The 25,051-nt window shown below is 50.7% G+C and carries 23 protein-coding genes; 10 read left to right on the top strand and 13 right to left on the bottom strand.

What is annotated here, in order from left to right; all coding sequences use genetic code 11:
* The first annotated feature begins 14 nt into the window (after positions 1–14).
* Positions 15–2,564, top strand: coding sequence for a glycosyltransferase family 4 protein (locus Q4563_RS03590; protein WP_303603629.1), 2,550 nt, complete (start codon positions 15–17; stop codon positions 2,562–2,564).
* Between the two features lie 132 nt (positions 2,565–2,696).
* Here Q4563_RS03590 and Q4563_RS03595 read toward each other — a convergent pair whose 3' ends face one another.
* Positions 2,697–3,383 (bottom strand): alpha/beta hydrolase, encoded by a 687-nt coding sequence (locus Q4563_RS03595; RefSeq protein WP_303603630.1) that lies wholly within the window; start codon positions 3,381–3,383, stop codon positions 2,697–2,699.
* 80 nt (positions 3,384–3,463) lie between these two features.
* On the bottom strand, positions 3,464–4,018 hold the full coding sequence (orn, locus tag Q4563_RS03600) for an oligoribonuclease (RefSeq protein WP_303603631.1): 555 nt from the start codon (positions 4,016–4,018) through the stop codon (positions 3,464–3,466).
* 72 nt (positions 4,019–4,090) lie between these two features.
* Between orn and rsgA the strand changes: the two genes are divergently transcribed.
* Genes rsgA through Q4563_RS03615 form a run of 3 tightly spaced genes read left to right on the top strand, consistent with a single transcriptional unit; the run spans position 4,091 to position 6,818 of the window.
* Positions 4,091–5,104, top strand: coding sequence for a small ribosomal subunit biogenesis GTPase RsgA (gene rsgA, locus Q4563_RS03605; protein ID WP_303603632.1), 1,014 nt, complete (start codon positions 4,091–4,093; stop codon positions 5,102–5,104).
* Between the two features lie 32 nt (positions 5,105–5,136).
* Positions 5,137–5,943 carry a sulfurtransferase gene (locus tag Q4563_RS03610; protein ID WP_215976977.1) on the top strand — a complete coding sequence of 269 codons (807 nt, stop codon included), beginning with the start codon at positions 5,137–5,139 and terminating at the stop codon, positions 5,941–5,943.
* Between the two features lie 2 nt (positions 5,944–5,945).
* Positions 5,946–6,818 carry a mechanosensitive ion channel family protein gene (locus Q4563_RS03615; protein ID WP_215976976.1) on the top strand — a complete coding sequence of 291 codons (873 nt, stop codon included), beginning with the start codon at positions 5,946–5,948 and terminating at the stop codon, positions 6,816–6,818.
* A 158-nt stretch (positions 6,819–6,976) separates the two neighbouring features.
* Here the strand turns inward: Q4563_RS03615 and Q4563_RS03620 are convergent, their stop codons facing one another.
* Complete coding sequence (locus Q4563_RS03620; protein ID WP_215976975.1) at positions 6,977–8,584, bottom strand: bifunctional GNAT family N-acetyltransferase/carbon-nitrogen hydrolase family protein; 1,608 nt, start codon at positions 8,582–8,584, stop codon at positions 6,977–6,979.
* 83 nt (positions 8,585–8,667) lie between these two features.
* Here Q4563_RS03620 and Q4563_RS03625 point away from each other — a divergent pair, with 83 nt between their 5' ends.
* The 4 genes from Q4563_RS03625 (at position 8,668) to Q4563_RS03640 (ending at position 13,603) form a co-directional block, all read left to right on the top strand.
* The gene (locus Q4563_RS03625; protein WP_303603633.1) at positions 8,668–10,977 is read left to right on the top strand and encodes a fatty acid cis/trans isomerase; all 2,310 of its coding nucleotides are present in this window, start codon (positions 8,668–8,670) and stop codon (positions 10,975–10,977) included.
* Positions 10,978–11,018: 41 nt separating this feature from the next.
* Positions 11,019–12,128 (top strand): DnaT-like ssDNA-binding domain-containing protein, encoded by a 1,110-nt coding sequence (locus Q4563_RS03630; RefSeq protein WP_215976973.1) that lies wholly within the window; start codon positions 11,019–11,021, stop codon positions 12,126–12,128.
* Positions 12,040–12,708, top strand: coding sequence for a hypothetical protein (locus tag Q4563_RS03635; RefSeq protein ID WP_303603634.1), 669 nt, complete (start codon positions 12,040–12,042; stop codon positions 12,706–12,708). Before Q4563_RS03630 ends, Q4563_RS03635 begins: the two co-directional genes overlap by 89 nt.
* A 73-nt stretch (positions 12,709–12,781) precedes the next feature.
* Entirely contained in the window at positions 12,782–13,603 is an 822-nt protein-coding gene (locus tag Q4563_RS03640; RefSeq protein WP_303603635.1) for a glucosaminidase domain-containing protein, read from the top strand.
* A gap of 4 nt (positions 13,604–13,607) precedes the next feature.
* On the opposite strand, the gene Q4563_RS03645 is transcribed toward Q4563_RS03640, so the two are convergent.
* From Q4563_RS03645 to parC, 5 genes are all read right to left on the bottom strand, one after another.
* Entirely contained in the window at positions 13,608–14,156 is a 549-nt protein-coding gene (locus tag Q4563_RS03645; RefSeq protein ID WP_303603636.1) for a DUF924 family protein, read from the bottom strand.
* On the bottom strand, positions 14,138–15,025 hold the full coding sequence (locus tag Q4563_RS03650; protein ID WP_303603637.1) for a polysaccharide deacetylase family protein: 888 nt from the start codon (positions 15,023–15,025) through the stop codon (positions 14,138–14,140). Before Q4563_RS03650 ends, Q4563_RS03645 begins: the two co-directional genes overlap by 19 nt.
* Before the next feature lie 170 nt (positions 15,026–15,195).
* Entirely contained in the window at positions 15,196–16,422 is a 1,227-nt protein-coding gene (locus Q4563_RS03655; RefSeq protein WP_303603638.1) for a DUF4124 domain-containing protein, read from the bottom strand.
* Positions 16,423–16,431: 9 nt separating this feature from the next.
* A complete protein-coding gene (locus Q4563_RS03660) occupies positions 16,432–16,695 on the bottom strand; it encodes a PilZ domain-containing protein (RefSeq protein WP_215976967.1) in 264 nt (87 codons plus the stop codon).
* A gap of 13 nt (positions 16,696–16,708) precedes the next feature.
* Positions 16,709–18,967 carry a DNA topoisomerase IV subunit A gene (parC, locus tag Q4563_RS03665; protein ID WP_215976966.1) on the bottom strand — a complete coding sequence of 753 codons (2,259 nt, stop codon included), beginning with the start codon at positions 18,965–18,967 and terminating at the stop codon, positions 16,709–16,711.
* A 398-nt stretch (positions 18,968–19,365) separates the two neighbouring features.
* On the opposite strand from parC, the gene Q4563_RS03670 reads away from it, so the two are divergent.
* Entirely contained in the window at positions 19,366–19,701 is a 336-nt protein-coding gene (locus Q4563_RS03670; protein WP_215976965.1) for a hypothetical protein, read from the top strand.
* Positions 19,702–19,705: 4 nt separating this feature from the next.
* Here Q4563_RS03670 and Q4563_RS03675 read toward each other — a convergent pair whose 3' ends face one another.
* Genes Q4563_RS03675 through Q4563_RS03685 form a run of 3 tightly spaced genes read right to left on the bottom strand, consistent with a single transcriptional unit; the run spans position 19,706 to position 21,427 of the window.
* Positions 19,706–20,068: a DUF2750 domain-containing protein gene (locus tag Q4563_RS03675; protein ID WP_215976964.1), complete on the bottom strand. Its 363-nt coding sequence runs from the start codon at positions 20,066–20,068 to the stop codon at positions 19,706–19,708.
* A gap of 2 nt (positions 20,069–20,070) precedes the next feature.
* The gene (locus Q4563_RS03680) at positions 20,071–20,787 is read right to left on the bottom strand and encodes a M48 family metallopeptidase (protein WP_215976963.1); all 717 of its coding nucleotides are present in this window, start codon (positions 20,785–20,787) and stop codon (positions 20,071–20,073) included.
* Positions 20,780–21,427, bottom strand: coding sequence for an MBL fold metallo-hydrolase (locus Q4563_RS03685; RefSeq protein WP_303603639.1), 648 nt, complete (start codon positions 21,425–21,427; stop codon positions 20,780–20,782). Before Q4563_RS03685 ends, Q4563_RS03680 begins: the two co-directional genes overlap by 8 nt.
* 106 nt (positions 21,428–21,533) lie before the next feature.
* On the opposite strand from Q4563_RS03685, the gene asd reads away from it, so the two are divergent.
* A complete protein-coding gene (asd, locus tag Q4563_RS03690; protein WP_303603640.1) occupies positions 21,534–22,391 on the top strand; it encodes an archaetidylserine decarboxylase in 858 nt (285 codons plus the stop codon).
* A 7-nt stretch (positions 22,392–22,398) separates the two neighbouring features.
* On the opposite strand, the gene Q4563_RS03695 is transcribed toward asd, so the two are convergent.
* Both Q4563_RS03695 and hemE read right to left on the bottom strand, forming a co-directional pair.
* Positions 22,399–23,778, bottom strand: coding sequence for an HD-GYP domain-containing protein (locus tag Q4563_RS03695; RefSeq protein WP_303603641.1), 1,380 nt, complete (start codon positions 23,776–23,778; stop codon positions 22,399–22,401).
* A 184-nt stretch (positions 23,779–23,962) separates the two neighbouring features.
* Complete coding sequence (hemE, locus tag Q4563_RS03700) at positions 23,963–25,018, bottom strand: uroporphyrinogen decarboxylase (RefSeq protein ID WP_215976960.1); 1,056 nt, start codon at positions 25,016–25,018, stop codon at positions 23,963–23,965.
* Positions 25,019–25,051: the final 33 nt, after the last annotated feature.

Raw genomic sequence — 25,051 nt, forward strand, 5'->3', positions numbered from 1 at the left:
AAATAGGACAGAAAATGGGAAATAAAACAAAGAGCGATGTGTGCATTTTTACAATAGTCTCCAACAACTATCTGCACTACGCCAACACTTTGTTTGAGAGCTTGACTAAACACTGCCCGCAGGCGGACTTAACCCTAGGCCTTTGCGACCTTACAACCGATAAAACAAAGTGCTTATACACCAACGACACCATCCCTATTGACCAGCTAAATATTCCAAACTTAGGAACATTTATTTATCAATACTCAATCCTAGAACTAAATACAGCTATAAAACCTTATATTTTTGAGGCTTTAATGAGCCGAGGGTACAAAAAAATTATATACTTTGACCCTGATATTTTAATCTTTTCGTCATTGCAGGGGATGTTAAAACTACTGGACAAACATAATATCCTTTTAACCCCTCACCTTACCGACTTGCTAGATGACGGCAAAGCCCCTGGCGAGCTACAGATTATTCAAGCCGGCTCGTACAACCTTGGCTATATAGGAATACGAAACTGCGACGAAACTCTTAAAATGGTGAGGTGGTGGCAGAGAAAACTTTATAAAGAGTGTGTTGTTGATATCCCTTGCAACCTATTTGTCGATCAAAAATGGATGGATCTTGTGCCATCAATGTTTGATGGGGTTTACATTAACCGTGACACCAGCTGGAATGTGGCTTACTGGAACTTAAATCATAGAGCGCTAGAAAAAATAACCCATGAGCAATACAAAATCGACGGAGATCCGCTAACCTTTTTTCATTTTTCTGGATTTTCAATTGAAGCCTCGGAGTTAAGCAAACACCAAAATCGCTTCACGAAAGGACAACAAGGCACGCCCCTAAGAGAGCTTTGCTCACTGTATGAAAGCACATTAAAGCGAAATGGTATCGACAACTTCAAGCACCTGCCTTATGCATTCAGCAAGCTCTCTGATGGCACACCTGTTCCAGATTCGGCCAGACGCTTAATTCGCACCAACAAAGAATTTGAAAAATTCGACTTTTTCGACCCAAAAGACTGTATTCACATTCACAATGAATTAAACCGATCGACTGACAACCATAGAAATGGTGTGCTTTTAACCTGTTTAGCACAGTCACTTTGGCAGTCACGAGAAAATTTGCGCAACGCATTCCCGAGAATCAAGGGTCAAGATAGTGAAAGGTTTGCCGAGTGGCTTCTTAATACAGGCCATAAAGAAGCTAACTTTAGTGATATCTATTTAGCACCCATTCGGGCTTCATTAGAGTTAATGCGCAGCACTGAAAAGGAACCGCCGATCTATTCTCGCAACTCGATCATTAATTATTCCCTTCAATTTATATGGAAAAACAAGCATAGAATACCGCTGAAGCTTCGCATAGCCCTTGGCCCTTATGTAGGGTGGATGTTTAATAAAGCTAAGCCCCAAACGCAATTACCGGCAAAAAAATTGCAACCAAAAGCACCTAAATTACCCAATAGCGAATTGCTTGGCATTAATCTTATCGGCTATCTACATGCCGAGAGTGGCGTAGGCGAAGCGGCGCGGGCATCACTTCGGTCACTGAAAAAGTCTGACTTACCCTATTCATTGGTGGATTATCGACACGGCAATATTTCAAGAATGAAAGAAAGCGTAGATAGCCACCTTAACAAGGCGTATTACCCTATTAATCTACTTCAGGTAAATGCGGACCAAACCAAAATAACAAGAGAGGTATTAGGCGAGGGGCTTTTTAAAAATCGCTACACTATCGGTTATTGGTACTGGGAAATGCCTAAATTTCCAGAATTTTTACATTTTGCATTTTCTCAGGTTGATGAAGTATGGGTTTCTACGGAATTTAACCGAAAATCTATCTCTGAATTTACCGACAAACCTGTCAACATTATCCCCCCTGCTATTGAAGTTAATATTCAGCGGCCAATGACTCGCCAAGCCCTGCACTTGCCTGAAGATGAGTTTATCTTTTTGCACATGTCTGATGTACTAAGCATACCGCAACGTAAAAACCCACTAGGTGTGGTGGAAGCCTTTTTAAGAGCATTTGGCGAAAAGCCCGAGGTCAAAGTGCGCTTACTTATTAAACTTTCCAACTTGGAGCACCAAGCAGAACTCTCAGAGAGTGTATACACGGCAGCCAAACACGACCATCGCATTCAAATTATCAATAAGTACCTGGATCGTAATACACTGAACAACCTTATCAATAATTGCGACTGTTATGTTAGTTTGCACCGCGCCGAAGGCTTTGGATTACCCCTAGCCGAAGCAATGTATCTTGGCAAGCCAGTTATTGCCACCAATTGGTCAGGCAATATTGACTTTATGAATATAGAAAATTCATACCCGGTTAATTATAAATTAGTAACACTCGAAGAAGATATTGGCCCATACCACAGGGGGCAAATATGGGCAGAGCCGGATGTCACTCATGCATCAACATTAATGAATACTGTGTTGGTTAATTCGAAAGCGTCGGCACTAGCAAAGCAAGCGAGCTTAGACATCCGGAAAAATTATAGCCCAGTTAAAATAGCTAAAACCATTGAATCCAGAGCAAAAGCAATTTTAGGAAAAGGCACATAGTGAGCTCGACAAAAGGATTAGGCCACCAGTTCCGCTTTAGAGTACCTGTATGTATTGGTCAATAACTTAAGCGGCTGGCGCAGCCCCCTTTTAAATTCAGATTTAGATGAAAACCAGAGATATTGAAAGATTTTACCCTTTCACCGGCAAGCAGCGGTCAATAAATTGACTAATATCGGCGATTTGTTCCCGACACACCTCATGCGCCATCGGATAGCGATGCGAGGTGGTATCGTAATTGTGCTCTGCCAGAATTGCTTCCGCCTTGTCGGCCAGCTCGGGAAGCACCACATCATCTTGCAAGCCGTGCTGCACCGAGATTGGCAAACGCTGATTTTGCCCGGCAAAGTGGCAGGTAGCGCTCGTGGCAAAATAGGTGGAGAGCGCCATTAAACCCGCCAGCGGCTTTGTACTGTTAAGCGCCACATCGTAGGCCACTGCTCCACCTTGAGAAAATCCGGCGATTAAAATACGTGTACTGTCAATGCCCGCCGCTATTTGCCGCTCAATAATATCTGCAATCGCAGCGCTCGCTTGTGATAAGTGCTCAGCGTTAAATTTTCGGTTGACGTCCAAACTCAGCAAATCATACCAGGCGGGCATTTCATAACCGCTATTAACCGTCACCGGCATGGTGGGCGCCTGGGGGAAGATAAACCGAATACTCGCGTTTTCGTCTAATTGCAACTCGGGTAATAAATTGGCGAAATCATTACAGCTGGCCCCCAGACCATGTAGCCAAATAACGCAGGCGTCACTATCGCCGGCATTGGGGTTTTCTAAGGTTAAACACTCTAAGTTTGCAAATAAATTGGGCATTACTGCTCGTCTTGTAGTTAAGTAAATTAAGGCCGCGTGAAAGGGCTGCTAAAACCCATCTTTTTAGGTGAGTCTACTGACTAGGCTAAGTCAATAAATGTCTCACGGTAGTGCACCAGTTCCGCAATCGAGTCTTTAATGTCATCCATAGCCAGGTGTGCGCCTGATTTTTTAAAGCCTTCTAAGGCTTCGGGTTTCCAGCGGCGGGCGAGTTCTTTTAGGGTGCTTACGTCCAGGTTGCGGTAGTGGAAGTAGCGCTCAAGCGCGGGCATGCCGCGAGCTAAAAAGCGGCGGTCTTGGCAGATGGAGTTGCCGCAGATGGGCGATTTACCGGCGGGTACCCACTGCTCTAAAAAGGCGATGGTGTCGGCCTCGGCCTGAGCGAGAGTGATGCTGGAGTCTTTCACCCGCTGGGTCAAGCCGGATTTGCCGTGCTGGTTGGTGTTCCACTCGTCCATAGCTTCCAGCACGCTGTCGGGCTGTTTGATGGCGTATACCGGCCCTTCGGCCAGAATATTGAGGTGGGCATCGGTGACGATGGTGGCGATTTCGATGATAACGTCGTTATCGGTGTCCAGCCCGGTCATCTCTAAATCAATCCAGATTAAATTATCGGCGTTCACGCTTGAGCTCATAAGACGTTTTTCCTTTACAATGGGATAAATCTTTTATGACCCTATCTTAACACCGCTGACCGGGAACTGCCCTTGAGCAAACGCAAGCTGACACGCCGCCAGAGCTGGCGCATCGAAAAAATTCAGAAAGAGCGGGAAAAGCGTGCCGAGCGGCGCGATGAAAAAGCCGACCAAAAACTGAATGAGAGCGACCTGGGCCCCGAGCAAGAGGGGTTAATTATCACTCACTACGGCACCCAGGTAATGGTGGAGGACCCGCAAACCGGCCTCGCTAAGCGCTGTCATTTCCGCAGTAATTTAGGTGGGCTGGTAACCGGAGATCAGGTAATTTGGCGCGATGGCAACCCGTTTGGCGTGGTCGTGGCCCGCAGTCAGCGCGCCACGACTCTGATGCGCCCCGACCCTTACGGGGACATGAAAGCCGTGGCGGCCAACATTGATCGTATTGTGATTGTCGTCGCCCCCTACCCCGAGCCCCATTTCAATTTGATCGACCGCTACCTAGTCGCGGCCGAGGCCATCGGTATCGAGCCGGCGCTGGTAATCAACAAAGTTGATTTAATTGATGATCAGCAGCGCGACAAGGTGGCCAGCATCGAGGCGCTCTACACCTCGCTCGGTTACACGGTGATTCTCGCTTCGGCCACCCAAGATCACGGCCTAGAGCCCTTGCGCGACTATTTGTCGCATTTTACCTGTGTGTTTGTGGGTCAGTCGGGAGTGGGCAAATCTTCCCTGGTCAATGCACTGCTGCCCAAGGCCAACATTCGGGTGGGGAGCTTGAGCGAACGGCAAACCGGTACCCACACCACCACCAACGCCAGGCTCTACCACATCCCCAGCGGCGGCCGCCTGATTGACTCACCGGGCATCCGCGAATTTGGCCTGTGGCATATTGAACCCGAGGATGTACTGGCAGGCTTTAAAGAATTCCGCCCGTTTATGGGGAGCTGTAAATTCCGTGACTGCTCACATTCTCACGAGCCTGGCTGTGCTATCTTACAAGCGCTAGAAGACGGTGAAATTTCTGCCGGCCGACTGGATGGTTACCGCCGCATTTTGGCGGATATGCACCCCAATCGATAACGGCCATGGCCCTATGTTTTAAAGGATGAGTTATGCCTAAGCTACCGCTTATTATTGAGCCCTCCGACTTGCTGCCACTGCTGGACAGCCCCGAGGCGCCACTGATTGTCGATTTAAGCTCCGAGAGCAATTATCGCCGGGGCCATATCGCCGGAGCTGTGCATGTACCGCCACAAATGTTGCTGTGCAACCACCCACCAGCACCGGGTCGAATCGCAGCGGTGGAACAACTGTCGCGGCTGTTTACCTATTTAGGCCTTACCGCCGATACCCATATCGTTGTCTACGACGATGAAGGCGGCGGCTGGGCCGGGCGTTTTATTTGGACACTGGATACCATTGGCCACCCCCACTACAGCTACCTGAATGGTGGCCTACACGCCTGGCTGGGCGAGGAATACCCAGTCACCGCTGAAGTGGCAGACCCCAAAAGCCAAGCGGCGGATGTTGAGATCAACCCCGAACATTTGATCGAAATACCCGACATTTTGGCTGGATTAGAAAACGACAGCATCCAAGTATGGGATGCACGCAGCCCAGCCGAGTACAACGGCCAAAAAGTGATGACACAAAAAGCCGGTCATATTCCGGGCGCAATCAATGCCGAGTGGACCGAATTAATGGACCGCCAAAACGGCCTGCGTATTCGCCCCGATGCACGGGAATATTTAGCCGCTAAGGGCATCACTGGCGACAAAACCATTGTCACCCACTGCCAGAGCCATCACCGCTCGGGCTTCACCTACCTAGTCGGTAAGTCACTAGGCTTTGATATTAAGGGTTACCACGGCTCCTGGTCTGAATGGGGCAACCACCCCGATACACCCGTTGAGGTTTAAACTTGTTCGACTGGCTTAATATAACCCTGATAAAAGTAGGGGAATACAACTTAACCACTGGCGCGCTCTGTGCATCACTGGTGGTTATTGCCGCAACTTTTATTGTGGCTAAACTGGTCAGTCGCGCCATCAACCGTTTGGCACTCTATCGTCACCCCACGGTCAGTCACCAAATATACACAATCAATAAAATCGTCTATTACTTTTTGATTGTATTAGGCTTTATTGGCGCACTGTCGGTACTGGGGCTACAGCTCGACAAACTGGTGATTATCGGTGGTGCACTGGGTATTGGTATCGGCCTGGGCTTACAGTCTATCGTCAATAACTTTGTCTCGGGCATTATTATTTTGCTGGAAAAATCCATCAAAGTGGGGGATTTTCTTGAGCTAGATTCCGGCCTAATGGGGGAGGTAAAAGCCATTCGCTTGCGCTCCACCTTGATCCGCACCAATGACAACATTGATATTTTAGTGCCCAGTTCAGAGTTTATCAGCGGCCGAGTCATCAACTGGACACTAGAGGAAGACGTGCGCCGCTTTCGCATTCCCTTTGGAGTAGCCTACGGTTCAGACAAACAAAAAGTGAAAGACGCCGTACTCCAGGCGGTGAATAAAATCAGCTATACCTTAGATGACGACCGACACAAACCCCTAGTATGGATGACAGGGTTTGGCGACAGTAGCTTGAACTTTTCTCTGGGAGTGTGGGTTAACCCCGATGCGGTTAAGCGCCCCAGTCAAGTGACATCAGATTACTTGTGGGCCATTGATGATGCGCTGCGTGAGGCCGGTATCGAAATACCTTTCCCGCAGAGAGACCTGCATTTCCGCTCAAGCCAAATTGAGCTGACAGAGCGTACATCCGACTGCTGAATGCTGAATGCTGAATGCTGAATGCTGAATGCTGAATGCTGAATGCTGAATGCTGAATGCTGAATGCTGAATGCGATAAATTTTGCGCTGAGCTCAACCTGCGTCAAGTCTCGCTCAGTATTTTTTGCATACAGCACCCTAGCGTTCGGCCGGGTGGTTTAGGCATCGTTATTTTTAATCGGTTTTACCCGGTCGCCTTTCCAGATCATGCGATACAAATCGTGCCGGCGATCTTTTAAGTTTTGTACCGTGCCACTATTGCGCGCTTTTAGTAACGTCTCGGGGCGCAAGTCAGCAAAGGCCACTGTCTCGACATTGGGATCAGTATCGGCGGCGATACCGTCGCGGGCAAAACCAAAATCGCAGGGCGTTAAAATACAGCTTTGTGCGTACTGAATATCCATATTGGCCACATTCGGTAAATTTCCCACATTGCCCGACATAACCACGTAAAACTGGTTTTCCACCGCTCGCGCTTGGCACGAGTAACGAACGCGCAAATAACTTTGACGCTCATCGGTACAAAAAGGGACAAACAATATTTGTATGCCCTGATCCGCCAAGTGGCGCGCCAACTCGGGGAATTCGGAGTCGTAACAAATCAGCACGCCAATGGGGCCGCAGTCGGTATCGATAGCGCGCAAAGTGCTGCCTCCTTCAATATCCCACCAATAGACCTCGTTGGGCGTGGGGTGAATTTTAGGTTGCTCGAACATACGGCCATCGCGTAAGAACACATAGGCAATATTTTCGATACGGCCATTTTCCATACGCGTAGGATGAGAACCGGCAATTATATTCACGTTATAGTGCAACGCCATATTGCGAAACGCTTCTTTTAAGCGCGGCGTGTATTTGGTGAGCGCCTCAATAGATTCAAATGGTGACAATTCCTGGTCTTCAATCGACAACAACTGTAACGTTATTAACTCCGGGAAAACGACAAAATCACTTTTGTAATCGGCCACCACATCGACAAAGTATTCGATGTATTTTACAAATTCCCCAAACGACGAAATTTTGCGCTGCATATATTGCACGGTTGCCACACGCACGGTCTCGGGCATACTGACGCCATACTGCTTACCCGGCTTATCGTCCGCACCCGGTACGGTGGGGTTCTCCCACTTCATGTGCACCGCGCAACCCAGTGATTGTTTATCTTCATCGAGGTAATCTCTCAGAATTCCAATCATCTCGAACCCGTTACGAAACTGGAACGACAGCACCGGGTCTTTGGCTTTTTTATGAATCACTTGGTCGACATAGTTCTCTACGGTTTTGAACTTTTTAATACGCCGGGCTAAGTTGGGCATACGCCCGGCAAACACCACGCCCTTAAGACCTAGCGATTGGCAAAGTTTTTTGCGCTCGTTGTACAAACGCTGACCAATACGGTACCCGCGGTACTCGTCATCAACGCACACTTCCATACCGTACAACCAATCGCCATTGATATCGTGGCGCGAAGCGTAACCATTACCGGTGATTTCCACCCAGTTATGGGGTCGCAAAGCATACTTACCGGCAATACGGAAAGTCGCGCAGTACCCCACCAAGACCTCCCCTACCATGACCACAATTTGTCCTTGGGGAAAATTATTGATCTGCCCTACCACCGCCGAGGGGGCGTAAGCTTCCATATCAACGGGCTCATACACCCGCTTGGATAACGCCACAATGGCATCGACATCCGCTAAGGTCGCATTGCGCACGGTCAAATGAGCTTTCGGGTCGGCAAGTTTATTGGCCGGAGGGGGTTGCATAAGATCTCCTATGGGTAAGAACCAATACGGCCGCCGCAGCGGCCTGTGATATCCTATTTGGCATTGTTCCCGAGACGTTGTAAATGCCTAAAATCTATTTTTTTACCCTCCTCCTTTTGTTAATGGCCGGTTGCACTGTTTTTACGGTCCATCACCAATTCAATGCTACTCAGGAAAACAGCGCGACAGCCGAGCAAGCAGAGTATTATGAAGCCTCCGTAAGGCCTATCCTTGAGACGCGCTGTACGGTATGCCACGGCTGCTACGATGCCCCCTGCCAGCTAAAAATGGATGCCACCGCCGGCGTTCTGCGCGGCGCCCATAAAGACAAGGTTTACGACGGCACCCGCCTGCTCAGTGCCCACATGTCTCGCTTATTTGAAGACGCCCATAGCACCAGCGAGTGGCGAGAAAAAGATTTTTTCTCAGTCGTTGACGGCGACCCCGGCCAGCCTAAAAGCCCAGGCGTTATGGAGCAATTACTACACCTTAAACAGCAACACCCGCTGCCCGCCCAATACCCGCTACCCGAGAGCTTTGACTTTTCGATTAAACGCGACCAACAGTGTCCCCAACCGGAAGAGTTTGCCAATTACCGGGAAAACTACCCCTTGTGGGGCATGCCCTACGGCTTGCCCGCACTCACCGAAAACGAACATCAAACTCTGGTCAACTGGTTACAGACCGGCGGTATCGCCGCCTCCATGACACTCCACTCAAGCCCTGCGTTAGCTGCTGAGATTGAGCGGTGGGAAACATTTTTCAATGGCGACAGCCTGAAATCCCAGCTGGTCAACCGCTACCTATACGAGCACTTATTTTTAGCCAGCTTATGGTTTGAGCAGGCACCTGGGCAAGCGTTTAAGTTGGTGCGCTCCCACACGCCACCAGGCCAACCAATAGACCGTATTAGTACTCGCCGCCCCTTTGATGACCCCAAGGCGCCGCGAGTGTATTACCGACTCTGGCATGACCCCAGTACCACATTGGCCAAAACCCGTATGCCCTACGCTTTAAACAATAAGCGGATGGAAAACTGGCAGCAGTGGTTTTATCAAGCTGAGTATAACGTCCGTAAACTGCCAGGCTATGCGACTAAGGTGGCGTCCAACCCTTTTCTCAGCTTCGCCCAGTTACCCGTAGACTCGCGCTACCGCTTTTTACTGGACGAAGCCGAATTCTCGATTATGAATTTCATTAAAGGGCCGGTGTGTCGTGGCCAGGTGGCGCTGAACGTTATTCGCGATCATTTCTGGGTGTTTTTTATTGACCCCGATCAACTCGACATGCGTGATAATGCGCAATTTCTGCAAGAAAATATTGACCATTTAGCACTTCCCGCTGAGGTAGGCAGCACTTTTATGCCGGTTACCTACTGGCTCGAGTACGCCAACCGACAAAAAGCCTATTTAGAAGCTCGGGCCAAATACCTAAATCAGCAACTCGCCCAACAACCATCGCTAAACTTATCGATCATCTGGAACGGGGGCGGCACCAACGATAATGCCGCCCTGACGATTTTCCGCCACAATGACAGCGCCTCGGTCACGCGGGGCCTAATTGGTCCACACCCGAAAACTGGCTGGGTTATCGATTACTCTTTACTAGAGCGCATTCATTACTTATTAGTGGCAGGTTTTGATGTTTACGGCAATGTATCGCATCAGTTGCTCAGCCGTCTCTATATGGATTTTTTGCGTATCGAAGGGGAAATGAATCTGGTCGCCCTGCTGCCGAAAGGCGTGCAAGATCAGCACATCCACCACTGGTATCGTGGGGCGGAGGATGAAATAGAGGATTACCTGGAGCACTACCTCGATCGATTGCCACCGCTGAATATCATTGACTATCAAACCGATGCCCCACTGGCCGAGCTATTTACTACACTGCAAAGCCGGCTTGCCCCCAGCTTTGCCTCTAGTCCTTATGTACAGCAGCTGGGCTGGCCGGATACATTGCAAGAGCCCTTTACCAAGCTGCAATCCATTCACGGCAAAGCGGCCAGTCTGATGTCAGAGTCCAGCTTGATTTGGGTACCGAAGAAGGGAGTTTTTAGCCTGTTGCGCACTAGTGCCCACAGCAACTTATCATCACTGTTTCAAGAGTCTAAACGCAGACTGCCAGACGAAGATAAGCTGGTTATCACCGGCGGTGTAGTGGGCGCCTACCCCAACACCTTTTGGATGCTGGATGAAAGCAGCTGGGACGAATTTGCTCAACAAATCGTCAGTCTGAATACTGAGGCCGACTACCAGAAGTTGCGCCAGCGTTTTGGCGTCAACCGCGCCGATCCCAATTTTTGGCAAATCAGCGATGCGATTCACCAAGCCTATCGCCAGCATCAGCCCCAGCGGGCAGGGCTTTTGGATTTTAACCGGCTGGAAAATCGTTAAGCCACTACAATCCAGGCCGGGTTCAAGGTAAAGTGCGCGCTATGGAATCATCTCTTATCCCCGAACAACCACTGCTTATTTCGCCCTCTCTGGCCGCCACGATCGGCCTTGAGGAGTCGATTATGCTGGCAGTGCTGAGCGAGGCGGCGGCCTATCAGACGAGTTCACCACTCGCTCTGAACCGCGCTCAAGTACAAAAGCGCCTGCCTTTTTGGTCCGATGCCGATATTCAACGCATCAGCAAAAACCTCCAAGAAAAAGGCATTATTAGCATCGCCAGCGCGCCCTACTTACAGAGTCAGAATCTCGCTTGGCACTTCAGCGCCGGGGTTATGGCCGCCACTGAACCTAAGGTGGCAACACCTCCGGTAGCACCTCCTCCGAGCCGCCAAAGCAACCAAATAGCTCCCCAGTGGCAACCCGACACGGAACTGATGGCCCAGCTCGGCCAGTATAATATCCCCGATTATTTTATCCGCCAGCAGGTGCCAGAGTTTGTCTCTTACTGGCGCGAGCGCGGCGAACCTCATCATGCCTGGGGCAATAAATTCCTCAAGCAGGTGGTGCGACGCTGGCGCGAGCACGAAACCGGCCTCTTTCAGCGCGACCAAGACACCCCCATGACCAGCGACTGGCGCCCCTCGCGCGATGCACTAGAGCTATTAGTGCGCCACTCGGGTATCAACCTAACCTTCGTTGAGGACGCCATTCCTGAATTTGTGCTCTATTGGCAGGAGCGCGGCGAGGTGGGTCGCACCTGGAACACCAAATTTAGCCAACACGTCAAACGCCAGTGGGCGCGCTTTACCAGTGCCATAGAGCACGACACAGAGCCCAAACGCATTCCGGAAAACTGGCAACCCAGCGCCGATGTATTCGATGTATTGGCACTGGCCAATATTGACCTGGAATTCGCCCACAGTCAGGTGCCGGAATTTGTGCTATTTTGGCGGGAAAGCAACCGGGTTTACCCCTCCTGGAACACAAAGTTTTTACAGCATGTAAAATACCACTGGGCGCGACAGCACGCGCTCACCAATACGGCAGAGCAAGGTAACCAACATGGCCAACAGCAATCACCTGCTGGAGCAAGCGCAACGCGAGATCGAAGCCTTATCCAAGACCTCACAGACCGCAGCTGGGCAAGCTGAGCCGACCTACAAGGCGAGCGATGGCCACATTGATGCACTCAATGAGGTGTTTGCCCTGTTCCGGATCAATTACCACAATCAGTATTACAAGGCCTATAGTGACTCCTCGGTATTGGCGCAGATTAAAAAGCTGTGGCTGGAATCCCTGGTGAGATTTGAGCCAGACACCATCCGGCGCGGCGCCCGCGAGGTGATCGAAAGCTCCGATTACTTGCCAACCTTGCACCGTATGCTGACCGCCTGTCAGGGAGATTTAAGCAAGCACGGGCTAAAAGACCCCCATGCGGCCTATATAGAAGCCTGCCATGCCCCGTCCCCCAAAGCGGCCCAGCGCTGGAGCCACCCGGCCGTTTATCACGCCGGTAAAGCTAGCGATTGGTACTTTTTGGCCAGTTCAACAGAGCGCACCGCCTATCCGGTGTTTGCCGGCCACTACAAGCGCCTGTGCGAGCAAGTGATTAACGGTGTCTCTCTCCCCCTACCCGATGCCCCGGCACTACCAGAGTCCATAGAGACGCCCCTGTCGCGCGAAGAGAACCAGCGTCGAATGCAGGCACTGCGCGACGATCTCGATATTTAAACGGCTGTTAGGCACCTTCGAAATCAAGCTAAGCCAAATCAACTAAGCCCCTACCGCTTGGAATAATCTGTGTATGAGTCGCAATAAGTCTATTTTTATCGCCGCGCTACTGGCCGCCTACGCCATATTCACCTTAATTCTGACCTTGTTTTTAACCGAAGTGCGTCCCGTAGCCACGAGCTTGGGCCAGCTCAAAGGTAAAACGTATCTGCCCGACATGCGATCCATCAGCGAAATACCACAACGCAAAAAGCAGTTTATCGGCACTCTAGCGCCCATTATTCAGCAAAAGAATGATCAGCTTAGGCAATTGCGTCAGTCACTAAAGTTGTGGCTCGCCCAGCTCAACGAGGGCAACTCTTTAACCCACCGGCAAGCGCTTTTACTCAAACGCTTAGAGGCGCGCTATAAATTAAGCGACAATGCCCAGCAACCCTCACTCGAGCGTATTACCGCGCTGCTAAAACGAGTGGACACCTTGCCCGCCTCATTGGTATTGGCGCAGGCGGCAAAAGAATCGGGCTGGGGCACCTCGCGCTTTGCCAGAGAGGCAAACAATCTCTTTGGGCAATGGTGTTATCAAAAAGGCTGTGGCTTGGTTCCCAAAAGACGCTCGAGCGGCGCCCGCCACGAGGTACAAACCTTTGCGGCCATTGAGCCGGCCATAGATGCCTATTTTCACAACTTAAATACGCATCAAGCTTACGCCGAACTGCGCCGCGAAAGGCAACGTCTGCGCCAGGCGGGGGAAACAGCCACAGGAACACAACTCGCCGGGTACCTAAAGCACTACTCCAGCCGCGGGCAAGTGTATATTGAAGAGCTCAAAGCACTGATAAGTTACAATAAATTGGCGCAATACGATCTTATTGCGCCCAGCACCGCCCAAGAGTAAACGCTTAAAAAGACGAGCCCGGCGTGGCTAAAAACGCGACTTCTTCACTGGTACTGGGGCGGCCTAAAACATCGTTGCGGTGAGGGTAGCGGCCAAATCGATCAATAATCGCTTTGTGTTTGTATTCAAACTGCAAATAACTTTGCTTAGACAATTTTGCAAACAACCGACAAGCGTGCTCGTGAACAGTTATATCTTCGCTGTGCATATAAGGCATATACAAAAAAGCCCGCTGATCATCCGATAGAGACCGATCCAGTCCCCGTGCAACTGCACTTTGGGCAAGCTTTAGTGCCAAATCATCATACGCAAACGCCTCGGCCTGCCCGCGAAACATATTTCTAGAGAATTGATCCAGCACTATTACCTGAGCTAACACTTCCCAGGATTGAGCGCCCAACGCCAGCTCAGACTCTTGCGCCTGCTCGCGGTGTAATGATTTAAAACGAGTGGTAATGATGCTATCCAGGGCATCGCTTTTCTTAAACCAATCGGCGGGCTTTAATTCAGCAAACCAAAATTTTAATACGGAATTTAATCCTGATGTTGCCACCGGCCATCCTCCCCTTGGATAAAAAATGGATACGAGTGCCAATAATAGCGTTTCGAATCGGGGGCCCTGGCCGTGCAGTTAATACGAGTACGCCCGGCGGCAAGTGCGTCTGGCATTTTTACTTCCAGCTCCCACTCATTGATGACCGTAGGCGCAAGCGGCTCACCTTGATAAAAGCAATTCAAGCGCTCAGCCAATCCCGATTTTGCCAAACGCAATACGATAACCGGCTGCTGCCCAGCCCGGGCAATAAAACGGTCGGCCTGTTGAGAACGCACGCCTTCGCTCTCGACCGGTAAGGGCATGGCTTGCACCTTAGTGGCGAACGTATCCATAGCCGCGTAGTTACCGCCCATCGCAAAGCGCGGCACGCGCTGTAAATCGGTATTCGGACCCACCGCGCCCGATTGTTGACCCAAAGCGATATAACCCAACTCTTTCACCACGGCCATGACCTCGCGATTAAATTCACCGTAAGGATAAGCCAATAAAGCGGGGGCCTGCCCGAGTTTATCTCGTATTTCAGTTTGCGCCTGTTCGATTTCGCGGCCAATTCGTTCGCGCCACTGAGTTTTATTTTCATCCGGTCGCTGTCGCACCAAATACGGGTGCGACACAGTATGGTTGGCAATGCTGGCCCCTGCTTGCTTCAACTCGCCAAGCTGCGGCCAGCTCATATAACCCGGCGCCCCCACCGATGCGGTGTTAATAAAAACGGTAAAAGGGTAATCGTATTGAGTCAGTAGTGGCATGGCTTCGGTATAGATATCGAGGTAACCATCGTCAAACGTAATGGCCACTTGCGGCTTGGCCCTAGGGTCTGCCGACTTGCGGTCTCGCTCGTTCAGTAACGATTCGAGCGCAACCACCTTAATGCCCTCGGCCCTTAAGTGTTCCAAGTGTCGCGTAAAAAGTTTTGGAGCAATTGAGGTGGATGCTGGCGTCTGCTCACTGACGTGGTGGTACACAAGTATCACGCCCGCCTGAGCTTGAGCGGCGCAGCATAATAAGAATACGATTAACAGTCTGGATATAAGCATTAAGGTTGTTGGCAAAGTGTACGGGTAATAGATTCAGGCAAACTGGAGGTGCACTGCCATTCAATCAAAGTAAAACTGCCCTCGGTGACAGGGGTAAGCTCGACAAAATGACTGCCAGGCAGGTGCTCTTCAACAAGCTCCACGTAAATCGTACCTGGTGCACGCAGCCGAGCAGTATCAATATAGCGGCTATTTATGGGCGCACCATAACCCAAAACACCCATGGTGAGCGGCATAACACCGCGCAAATGATAATATTCAGTAACCGCTACCTTTAACGTACTCAACTCCGCCAAAACCCGAGCAAAATTTGAGCGCAGCAATGCCAACTGATACAGATCGCGCTCGGCCGCCAATACATTTTCGTTATTGGTGGGCGCAGGCGTTGGATTTTTTTCCGGAGCTTGATCAGAACCTACAGGTCTAGTCTTGGTGACCTCAGAAATTTCCACCTGAGCCCGAAAATCATCGAGGGCCAACAGATGTTGTGTGGCCATTTCAAAGGCCACTCTCACCGCGCCGGTTAAGTCTAGCCGCTGATGCAGGCGAGTGGCAGCAATCCCTTCAGTCGCTACGGTTAGCAGGGGATCGGATTCGCCGGGGGTTGAGAGTGTCCAGCGAACCTTCAACCAAGCATTTAATAAATCGAATTCATGTGCGTTAGAATTTTCCAAATCTCCGGTGTGGGCACTGGCGTGTAACTGGCTGCGACAGGCGTTGATATTCAGATCAATAATTTCACCGCTCAGCAGCACAGCCCCGACGTCTGTTAAATCTGGCGTACTGTAGTGTCCGGCGCGATACAAACTACCATAGGCATTTACTCGCAATGTGCGAAATACATCTGCCGTCAGATTGTTTTCATCGCGTAGAACTTTGGGATAGGTGGTGCGCAACTGGTTAAAGTCTTGCGAGGTGGGAGAGACACAGTCGCCGCCAAAATAATAAGTAATCAGCTCTTTTTCAGCGGCACTTACATCGGTTGAATAATAAAAATTATCTAGCAATAATGGGGCAACGTTGCGATCAAAAGGCATTGGCACTTGTGCACTAATGACCCGAGGCGGCGGCATAGTACCGATATCTATCTGCGTGGCTTCGGCATTATCGACTCTGCGTTGATCGGAGTAATGCACTTTACCCGAGTCGTCTTTCCACATATAAACTTGAGCCGTAGCTGACCAGCACACCACCCACAGACAACACCCCCAGAGAAACCTCGGCATTTTATCGCCCTATGTTTGGGTGAACCTGAGACCAACACCACCGGACTCGGCTCGGACCACTTCCATTTCGAGTATCGGTGCGTCATCCATTAGGCCTTGTATTTGGCCTGTCACGAGATCACCAATCGGCGGCGCCTTCTCCGGATCCAGAATGACAAAGACACCCCCATCGGAAATATCGCGCGTTTTAACCAACATTTCCCCCAACTGCTCGTGACATATTTTTATTTGGCAAGCCATAGGGGTTCGAAAGTGTTCGCGTTTGTCACTCATGCCATCGTCCTTATTATTTTTCCGCTATATTGAGTTTATCCACTTTTTGAAAGCCACGCGGAAGTTTATTACCGCGACGCCCTCTCTCTCCGCGGTAGTGCTCAAGATCGGTCGGCTTCAATGTTAAGTGCCGTTTGCCGGAATACACCGTAAGCGAATCCTGCACGCCAAAGGCGACTATCGCAACGGCAAACTCTTCGCGAGACTGCACCCGCGCGGCCGAGATATTAATAATTTTATTGCCTTTACCGCGCGCCAGCCGGGGGAGCTCGGCTATAGCAAACACCAACAAGCGCCCTTCGTTGCTCACGGCCGCCACCCAGCTATTTTCCGGGTCTGCGACAACAACCGGCGGCAGTACTTTACTGCCCTTGGGCAAGGTCAACGCGTTTTTACCCGCTTTGTTTTTACTGTATAGATCCGCCATTGAGGTGACAAAACCATAACCGGCGTCACTGGCAAGTAACACACTTTGATCATCTGCCCCCATCAGCAAGCCATCAAAGGTAGCACCGTTGGGAGGGTTGAGTTTGCCGCTAACCGGTTCGCCCTGCCCGCGCGCGGAAGGCAGAGTGTGGGCGGCAATGGCGTAACTGCGTCCGGTGGAGTCGAGCAAAATAACCGACTGGTTGGATTTCCCCGGCACCGCCAGCTTAAACGAATCCCCCGCCTTATAATTTAGCGCAGTCGGATCAATATCGTGGCCTTTAGCAGCGCGAATCCAGCCTTTGTCAGACAACACCACCGTGATCGGATCGACACTGATTAAGTCGGCCTCGTTAAACGCTTGCGACTCAGCGCGGGCCACAATCGGCGAGCGGCGGTCATCGCCGTAATCTTTTGCAACTTGCGTTAATTCTTTACGCACTAAGGTTTTTAACCGAGCTGCTGAGCCGAGAATTTTATTGAGGTTGTCGCGTTCTTTTTCCAGTTTTTCTTGTTCTTCACGGATTTTTATTTCTTCCAGACGCGCCAACTGACGCAGTTTGGTTTCCAAAATATATTCCGCTTGCATTTCAACCAGATTAAAACGCTCCATCAACACCGGTTTAGGGTGCTCTTCTTCGCGGATAATGCGAATCACCTCATCTACATTGAGATAGACGATCATCAATGCAGCGAGGCGCAGCAATCGCTCTTCCACCTTTTGCAAACGATACTGTAGCCGGCGGCGAGTGGTCACTGTGCGAAAGCTCAACCATTCGCTCAATATTTTCTGCAAGCTTTTGACCGCTGGTTTGCCGTCAATACCAATCATATTCATATTGACGCGGTAGGACTTTTCCAAATCCGTAGTGGCGAACAAGTGCTGCATAAGTTGTTCGTTATCAACTCGATTGGAGCGTGGAGTTATGATAAGCCGCGTGGGATTTTCGTGATCGGATTCATCGCGTAAGTCGGCAACCATCGGCAGTTTTTTATTCTGCATTTGGGCGGCAATTTGTTCCAAAATCTTGGCGCCACTAACCTGGTGCGGCAGTGCGGTAACGACAATATCGCCAGTCTCTTTTTCGAAGTTCCACAAGGCGCGCATTTTTAGGCTGCCGCGACCGGTTTTGTATAACCCGACAATATCGGCACGCGGAGTAATGATTTCCGCATCGGTGGGCATATCCGGCCCCTGCACAAATTCACACAACTCTTCCAAGGTTGCCTTCGGATTGTCGAGCAGATGAATACAGGCTTCGACCACTTCGCGCAAATTATGAGGTGGGATATCGGTGGCCATACCCACCGCAATACCGGTGGTACCATTTAATAAGACGTTGGGAACTCGAGCGGGGAAGACCTCAGGCTCATCCATGGTGCCATCGAAATTGGGCTGCCAATCAACGGTACCCTGCCCCAGCTCTTCTAGTAGTACTTCGGCGTAGCGCGCCAGCTTAGATTCGGTGTAACGCATGGCGGCAAATGATTTAGGATCGTCGGGCGAACCCCAGTTACCTTGGCCATCCACCAAAGGGTAGCGATAAGAAAACGGCTGCGCCATGATCACCATGGCCTCATAGGCGGCCGAGTCGCCGTGCGGGTGAAACTTACCGATCACATCACCCACGGTACGCGCTGATTTTTTGTATTTAGCGGTGGACTTTAAGCCCAGCTCACTCATGGCGTAAACGATTCGACGCTGCACTGGCTTCAGGCCATCGCCAATATGTGGCAACGCCCGGTCGAGAATAACGTACATGGAATAGTCGAGATACGCCTTTTCGGCGTATTCTTTGAGCGAAATAAACTCTTCCGCTTCGGCAAATGTCGTATGTTCAGACATAATAGTTCCTGTGGTACATCCGGCGCTAAGGCTCGGAAATCAGTCTTTAGCGGTGCCAAGTGGGATCAACGCTACTTATTATTGCAAAGGCTGCAGGCTAAAGGCGAAGTACAGCTAACGGCTTAACCTAGCCAATCTTCTAATCTCTATTGCTCGCTATGCTATAGGACATACTGCTCGCCGACAATTGCTTAAGGAACGGCAGATTTTCGACGATCTCTGCACACAAAACCAAATACGAGCCAAATGTGTCAATTTTGTGCGATACCAACTCTGTAGTCATAGCGATTGATCATAACCGCCCGGCACTTTGTGACAGAAATCACATTTTAACCCGTAGCGCCTGTGATCTAATCACGGCCATGTTTAAAACCTTCACCACTGGCCCATGAGCTTTTATGCCTGACCACCGTACACTTAGCCAAGCGTTGCTTGGCAGCAGGGAAATACGCTTTAACAATCGACAGGAATCGATCTACCCTAACCTGATGCGCTTTTGCTTGGACTTCAAGTTTAAGGTGTTACAGCTACTATTAAGTCCTGCATCGGAAACGGCCGCTCCCGCGCGGGTGGTGGTTATGACCAAGGCCGATTTTACCGGCGATCCCGACTGCGCGATTACCCCGGCGTTCACTGAACTTGAACAACTCGAGCGCTATGTGGCTGACAATCAAGTGGATATTCTGCACGATTATTTATTTGGTCTCGACGAGCTAACCAATAGCGCCGGCTAACGCCTTATTGTAATTCGGCCTCGAATTCCGCCAGTAAATCCAACGGCTCCCACTCATCGCCCTCGAGCTCAGTGGTCCAGTTTAGCCCCACTAACAATACATCGTCGTGCATGCCAGGCAGCCACTCTTCCAGCAGCTCTTCTAAGGCAATGGCCACTGGTTTATAAATTTTCCATTCGTCTACACACACAGCGGCGGCCAAATCGCGGTCGGACCACAGAGGCATGACATCGGTATCTTGATACCGATCAGAATCGCACAGTGCCCACCCATCAGGCCCTTCTAGCCCCCACACACAACCCGATTCAATACTCTCGACAATAAGCCGGTCGGCATTTTCTTCAAAATCGTCGCTTAGAGGTTCCATAATCATGACTCCGGTTGGGGCAAAGAGAGGGTGTGGCCATGTTCTCGCAACCACCGCTGGTGTACATCGTACCCAGGATAGAGGCTGGCCACTTGTCGCCAAAATGCGGCTCCGTGATGCTGGTGGCGCAAGTGACTAACTTCGTGAGCTACAAGATAATCCACCACAGACTCAGGAGCCAGCAGTATTTGCCAGTTGTACTGAATATCCCCCGTGCGGGTACAGTGGCCCCACTTGGAGCGCGTGGCACGCACTTTTACTGATCGACAGTTTTTCCCTAGCTTAGCACTGAGTTGTTGGGTTTTTTGACTGAGCAGTGTCTGAGCTTGCTCGCGATACCAGCCCGTCACTTGCTCATAGACTTGTATCTCGACAGGCTTGCGAGAGCGCGCACTGGTGGTTATGTGTAGCGCCGCCCCCTCACGGCAGGCACCGAGTTTAACGCCGGCAACAACCTTCAGGGTAAGCTTACCGCCTAAATAAGGCAGCACCTCACCACAGGTATAGCGATAGCGTGGCCGGGTGGCAATACGTGCACTTTGCGCCTGCACCTTTGATGTGATCCAGTCTACCCTTGCACTGATCGCACGATCTAAAAGTACGCGCGGGTAGCCTTGTGGAGCACGCACCAATACACGCCCTTCACGCACTTCGATAGCGAGGGTTTTGCGGCGCGTCGAATAACGATACTGCAGTGGCCAGGGGAACGCATTAGCCAAAATTCTTATCCGCCACAAAAGGGTTGCTGGCGCGCTCGGCGCCGAAGGTAGAAACCGGGCCGTGGCCGGGCACAAATTGAATGTCGTCCCCCAGAGGCCAAAGCTTAGTGGTAATCGCCTGCACTAATTGGGCTTGATCACCGCGCGGAAAGTCAGTGCGGCCCACTGAGCCTTTAAACAAAACGTCGCCCACAAAGGCAATTTTAGCCGCACAGTCGACAAACACTACATGGCCGGGGGTATGCCCGGGGCAGTGCCTTACTTGTAACTGATGCTGCCCTAAGGTTACGGTATCGCCATCGGCGAGCCACTGATCGGGGTGCACCGCCTCACAGGGCTCGAACCCCATCATTTGCGCTTGCTGATCCAGCATACCCAGCCAAAATAACTCTTCCTTGTGGGGCCCGATAATCGGCACTTCAAACGCTCGGGCCACCTCGGCAGCCGCCCCCACATGATCCATATGGCCGTGAGTGAGTAAAACCTTTGTTAATCTGAGACCGGAGCGTTCAACAGCATCAATCAATTTTTGAGCCTCGCCACCAGGATCAACCAGCGCCGCTTCACGACTTTGCTCACACCAAACCAAACTACAGTTTTGTTGGTAATGGGTAACCGGTATAATTTGAACTCGCAGCACATCGCCCCCAACTCATTACTGGAAAGTACGTATTCTAGCAGCCCGCTCGCTTGCGCCCAATGGCGTACCGGCAATCTATACCGGGCCTGGCAACGACAGGAATTTTATGAAAGATACATTGTTTATTATTATGCAGTACCTGACCCCGCAACACTTGCTTTCTCGCTTAGTGGGCAAGTTGGCCGAATGTCGCCTGCCGGGACTCAAAAACCTGTTGATTAAATTATTTGCCAAGCGCTATAACGTGGATATGTCGCAGGCACAAATCGAACAGCTCAATGAATACGAAAATTTTAACCATTTTTTTACCCGCGCACTCAAGGCCGATGCCCGCCCGATCGATGCCGATACGAACAGTATCGTCTTTCCTGCCGACGGCAGTGTCAGTCAATTAGGTGACATACAAGACGGTCGTATTTTTCAGGCCAAGGGCCAGATGTACAGCACACTCGAACTGCTCGGTGGTAGCGAAGCCTTAGCCGCTCAGTTTGATCAGGGCAAGTTTGCCACTATTTATCTTTCGCCCCGTGACTATCACCGCGTGCATATGCCTCTAGGGGGCAAGTTGCGGCAAATGATTACCGTGCCGGGAGAGTTATTTTCTGTCAACGAAGCTACTGCCGCCACCGTACCGCGGCTATTTGCACGCAATGAGCGCGTCGTATGCCTGTTTGATACCGATGCCGGGCCCATGGCTTTAATTTTGGTGGGTGCCATGATTGTTGCGGGCATTGAAACCGTGTGGGCCGGTACGCAAGCGCCTCTGCGCCGCCGTGTGAGCACCAGCCATTACGGCGATGCCGCCTTAAGTGGGGTTCAACTGGATAAGGGCGAAGAGATGGGCCGTTTTAAATTGGGCTCGACGGCTATTGTGCTGTTCGGTAAAGATTGCGTCGACTGGGAAGCCGCACTTGAAGCCGGTTCGGCAACGGTAATGGGAGAGAAGCTAGGGCGCGTTCGATAAACGCGACCTATACACTGGTCAGGCGACTGATAAAGCCTTTAATGCCTTTTTTCTCGCCGGCCAGTAAATAATCATCGCGAATTTTTAAAATATCCACCTCGTAGCTGCCGGGCTCTAGATCGCGCACTATTTCCACTTTTTGGACTTCATCCAAAGTTTTTTTACCGGCATCAATCAGCTGTTGTTTGCGACGATCGTCTGCCGCCAAGTCAAACAACTTATGCTTATCGAGCGGCTCCTTCATGGCATCCAGCACAACCATTACCAAGGGTTTTAGACGCCGCTCAAAGTTTTGCTCAACCACAACACCCACCTCACCGGTGTTCAACTCCACCAAGGTACCCGTGGGGTAAAGGCCAATAGCGCGGATAAACTCCACCACTAAATCTTCTTGAAACTGACTATTTTTTAAATCGTACAATTGCGATACCGCCTTAGAAGGCGCCGTCGGCACCGTGGCGCCTCGCGGGGTCACTACGGTATCGTAATAAGTCACAATGCCCGCGATTTTACCGAGCAAAGGCACTTTATCCCCCACTAATTGCTTGGGAAATCCACTGCCATCTAAGCGCTCACAGTGGGTTCGAACCACACTGATCACTCTGGGTTCAACGCCTTGGGAGTTGCGCAAAATATTCACCCCCAACTCCACAAAGCTTTGATACTCCTCCTGCTCTTTTTCATTCAAATCTGACTTAAGCAACAGTCGGCGTGGCAGCTGTGTTTTACCCACATCTTTTAACAAGACACCCAGTGCCAGTATATCCAGATCTTTTTTCGCCATACCGATATGGCGACCAAATAAAATCGCCCAAACCGACGCCCGCAAAGCGTGGCTGTATGTGTAATCGTCCGCTTCTTTCACACGAGTGAGCCAAGTTAATGCATCGGGGTTGCGCACCACACTGTCGACCATATCGCTGGCAAGCTTGCGTGTTTCAGCAATGGGCATGTCGTGCATCTGCTCAGAATCTAACTTCTGCAGAATCTCACCTACTGCAATGTAAACTTTCTGATGCAGTTGTTTGGCACTTTTAACTTCGCGATGAAGGGCTTTTACCGGTGGATAATGCTGATGATTCACTTTAATAGGTTTAACGGGGATCTGAGGCGCCAGGGGTGCCCGGCTGCCTGGACGCTTGTGCACCGACTGAGACGAGGACTCAGCATCCATCGTTTTGAGGTTGATAGCCATTGGGGCGCGCCCTTTGACCACATCCACATAAACATGGTTACACAAGCTTTTGAGCTTTTTCAGCTCCTCAATGTCGCGGATATAGAAGCCTTGCAGAGGAAATGGGCTTTGCGTCCACGGTCGATCCAGGCCGGACACAAACATGCCCACCGTCAGCTCGTTAACATTGATTTTTAACTGCTTGATTCCCACAAACTACCTCTCGTGTATACCGGGTCATCCTCACCCGGGCGCCCTGCTCCAGTGTTATCAAGCTTCGCACTCACAGCTTAGATCTGCCAGAAGTGCCAAGCACAGGCGCCGTACCGGAAATTCCCTACAGCTGGCAGTTTAATCAATAAACAATAAATGTGCCATATCCGGCCACTTTTACCGTCTAACAGCTTGAAAATTCGTGAACTGCTCGAATAAATGCGCCCGCGTGCTCGGGGTCAACCTCTGGTGTAATCCCATGCCCTAGGTTAAACACGTGGCCCGGGCCGGGCCCAAAGGAGCCCAGAATGCGTTTAACTTCTTCGCGAATTCGCTCAGGCGAGGCGTAGAGAATGGTTGGATCCATATTGCCCTGTAACGCTACCCGATCACCCACCCGGGCACGAGCCTGACTCATATCGGTTGTCCAGTCTAAACCCAATGCATCGGCGCCGGTATCGGCCATTGATTCTAACCACTGACCTCCGCCCTTGGTAAACAATATCACTGGCACGCGGCGTCCCTCGCGTTCGCGGATAAGCCCGGCGACAATTTTATTCATGTAGTGCAGCGAAAACTCTTGATAGGCAACGTGAGATAAGGCTCCACCCCAGGTATCAAAAATCTGTACCGCTTGGGCACCAGCTTCAATTTGGGCATTGAGATAGACGATGACCGACTCAGCCAGAGTATCCAACAACTGATGCATCAGCTCGGGAGTGTTGTACATCATTTGCTTAGCGCGGCGAAAATCTTTACTGGAACCACCCTCAATCATATAGGTGGCCAGTGTCCAGGGACTACCGGAAAAGCCAATCAAGGGAACGCGGCCATTCAGCTCACGACGGATCAGGCTGACCGCATCCACGACATAAGGCAAATCTTTGTGCGGATCGATAATTTTTAAAGCGTTAATATCGGCTTCTGTTCTTACCGGCTTTTTAAACTTTGGCCCCTCGCCCGTTTCAAAATACAGCCCTAATCCCATTGCATCGGGAATGGTAAGAATATCGGAAAACAAAATAGCCGCATCCAATGGGTAGCGCTCCAACGGCTGCATGGTTACCTCGCAAGCCATTTCCGGATTGCCACACAACCCCATAAAGTTACCGGCTTTTGCTCTGGAGGCTCGATACTCAGGCAAATAGCGACCGGCCTGGCGCATCATCCAGACTGGGGTCATATCAACGGGTTGGCGCAATAGCGCGCGCAAAAAACGGTCGTTCTTTAACTCGCTCATCATCGGACTCTGTACTCAATTTATTATGGGGCA

The organism is Gilvimarinus sp. 1_MG-2023, assembly GCF_030548285.1.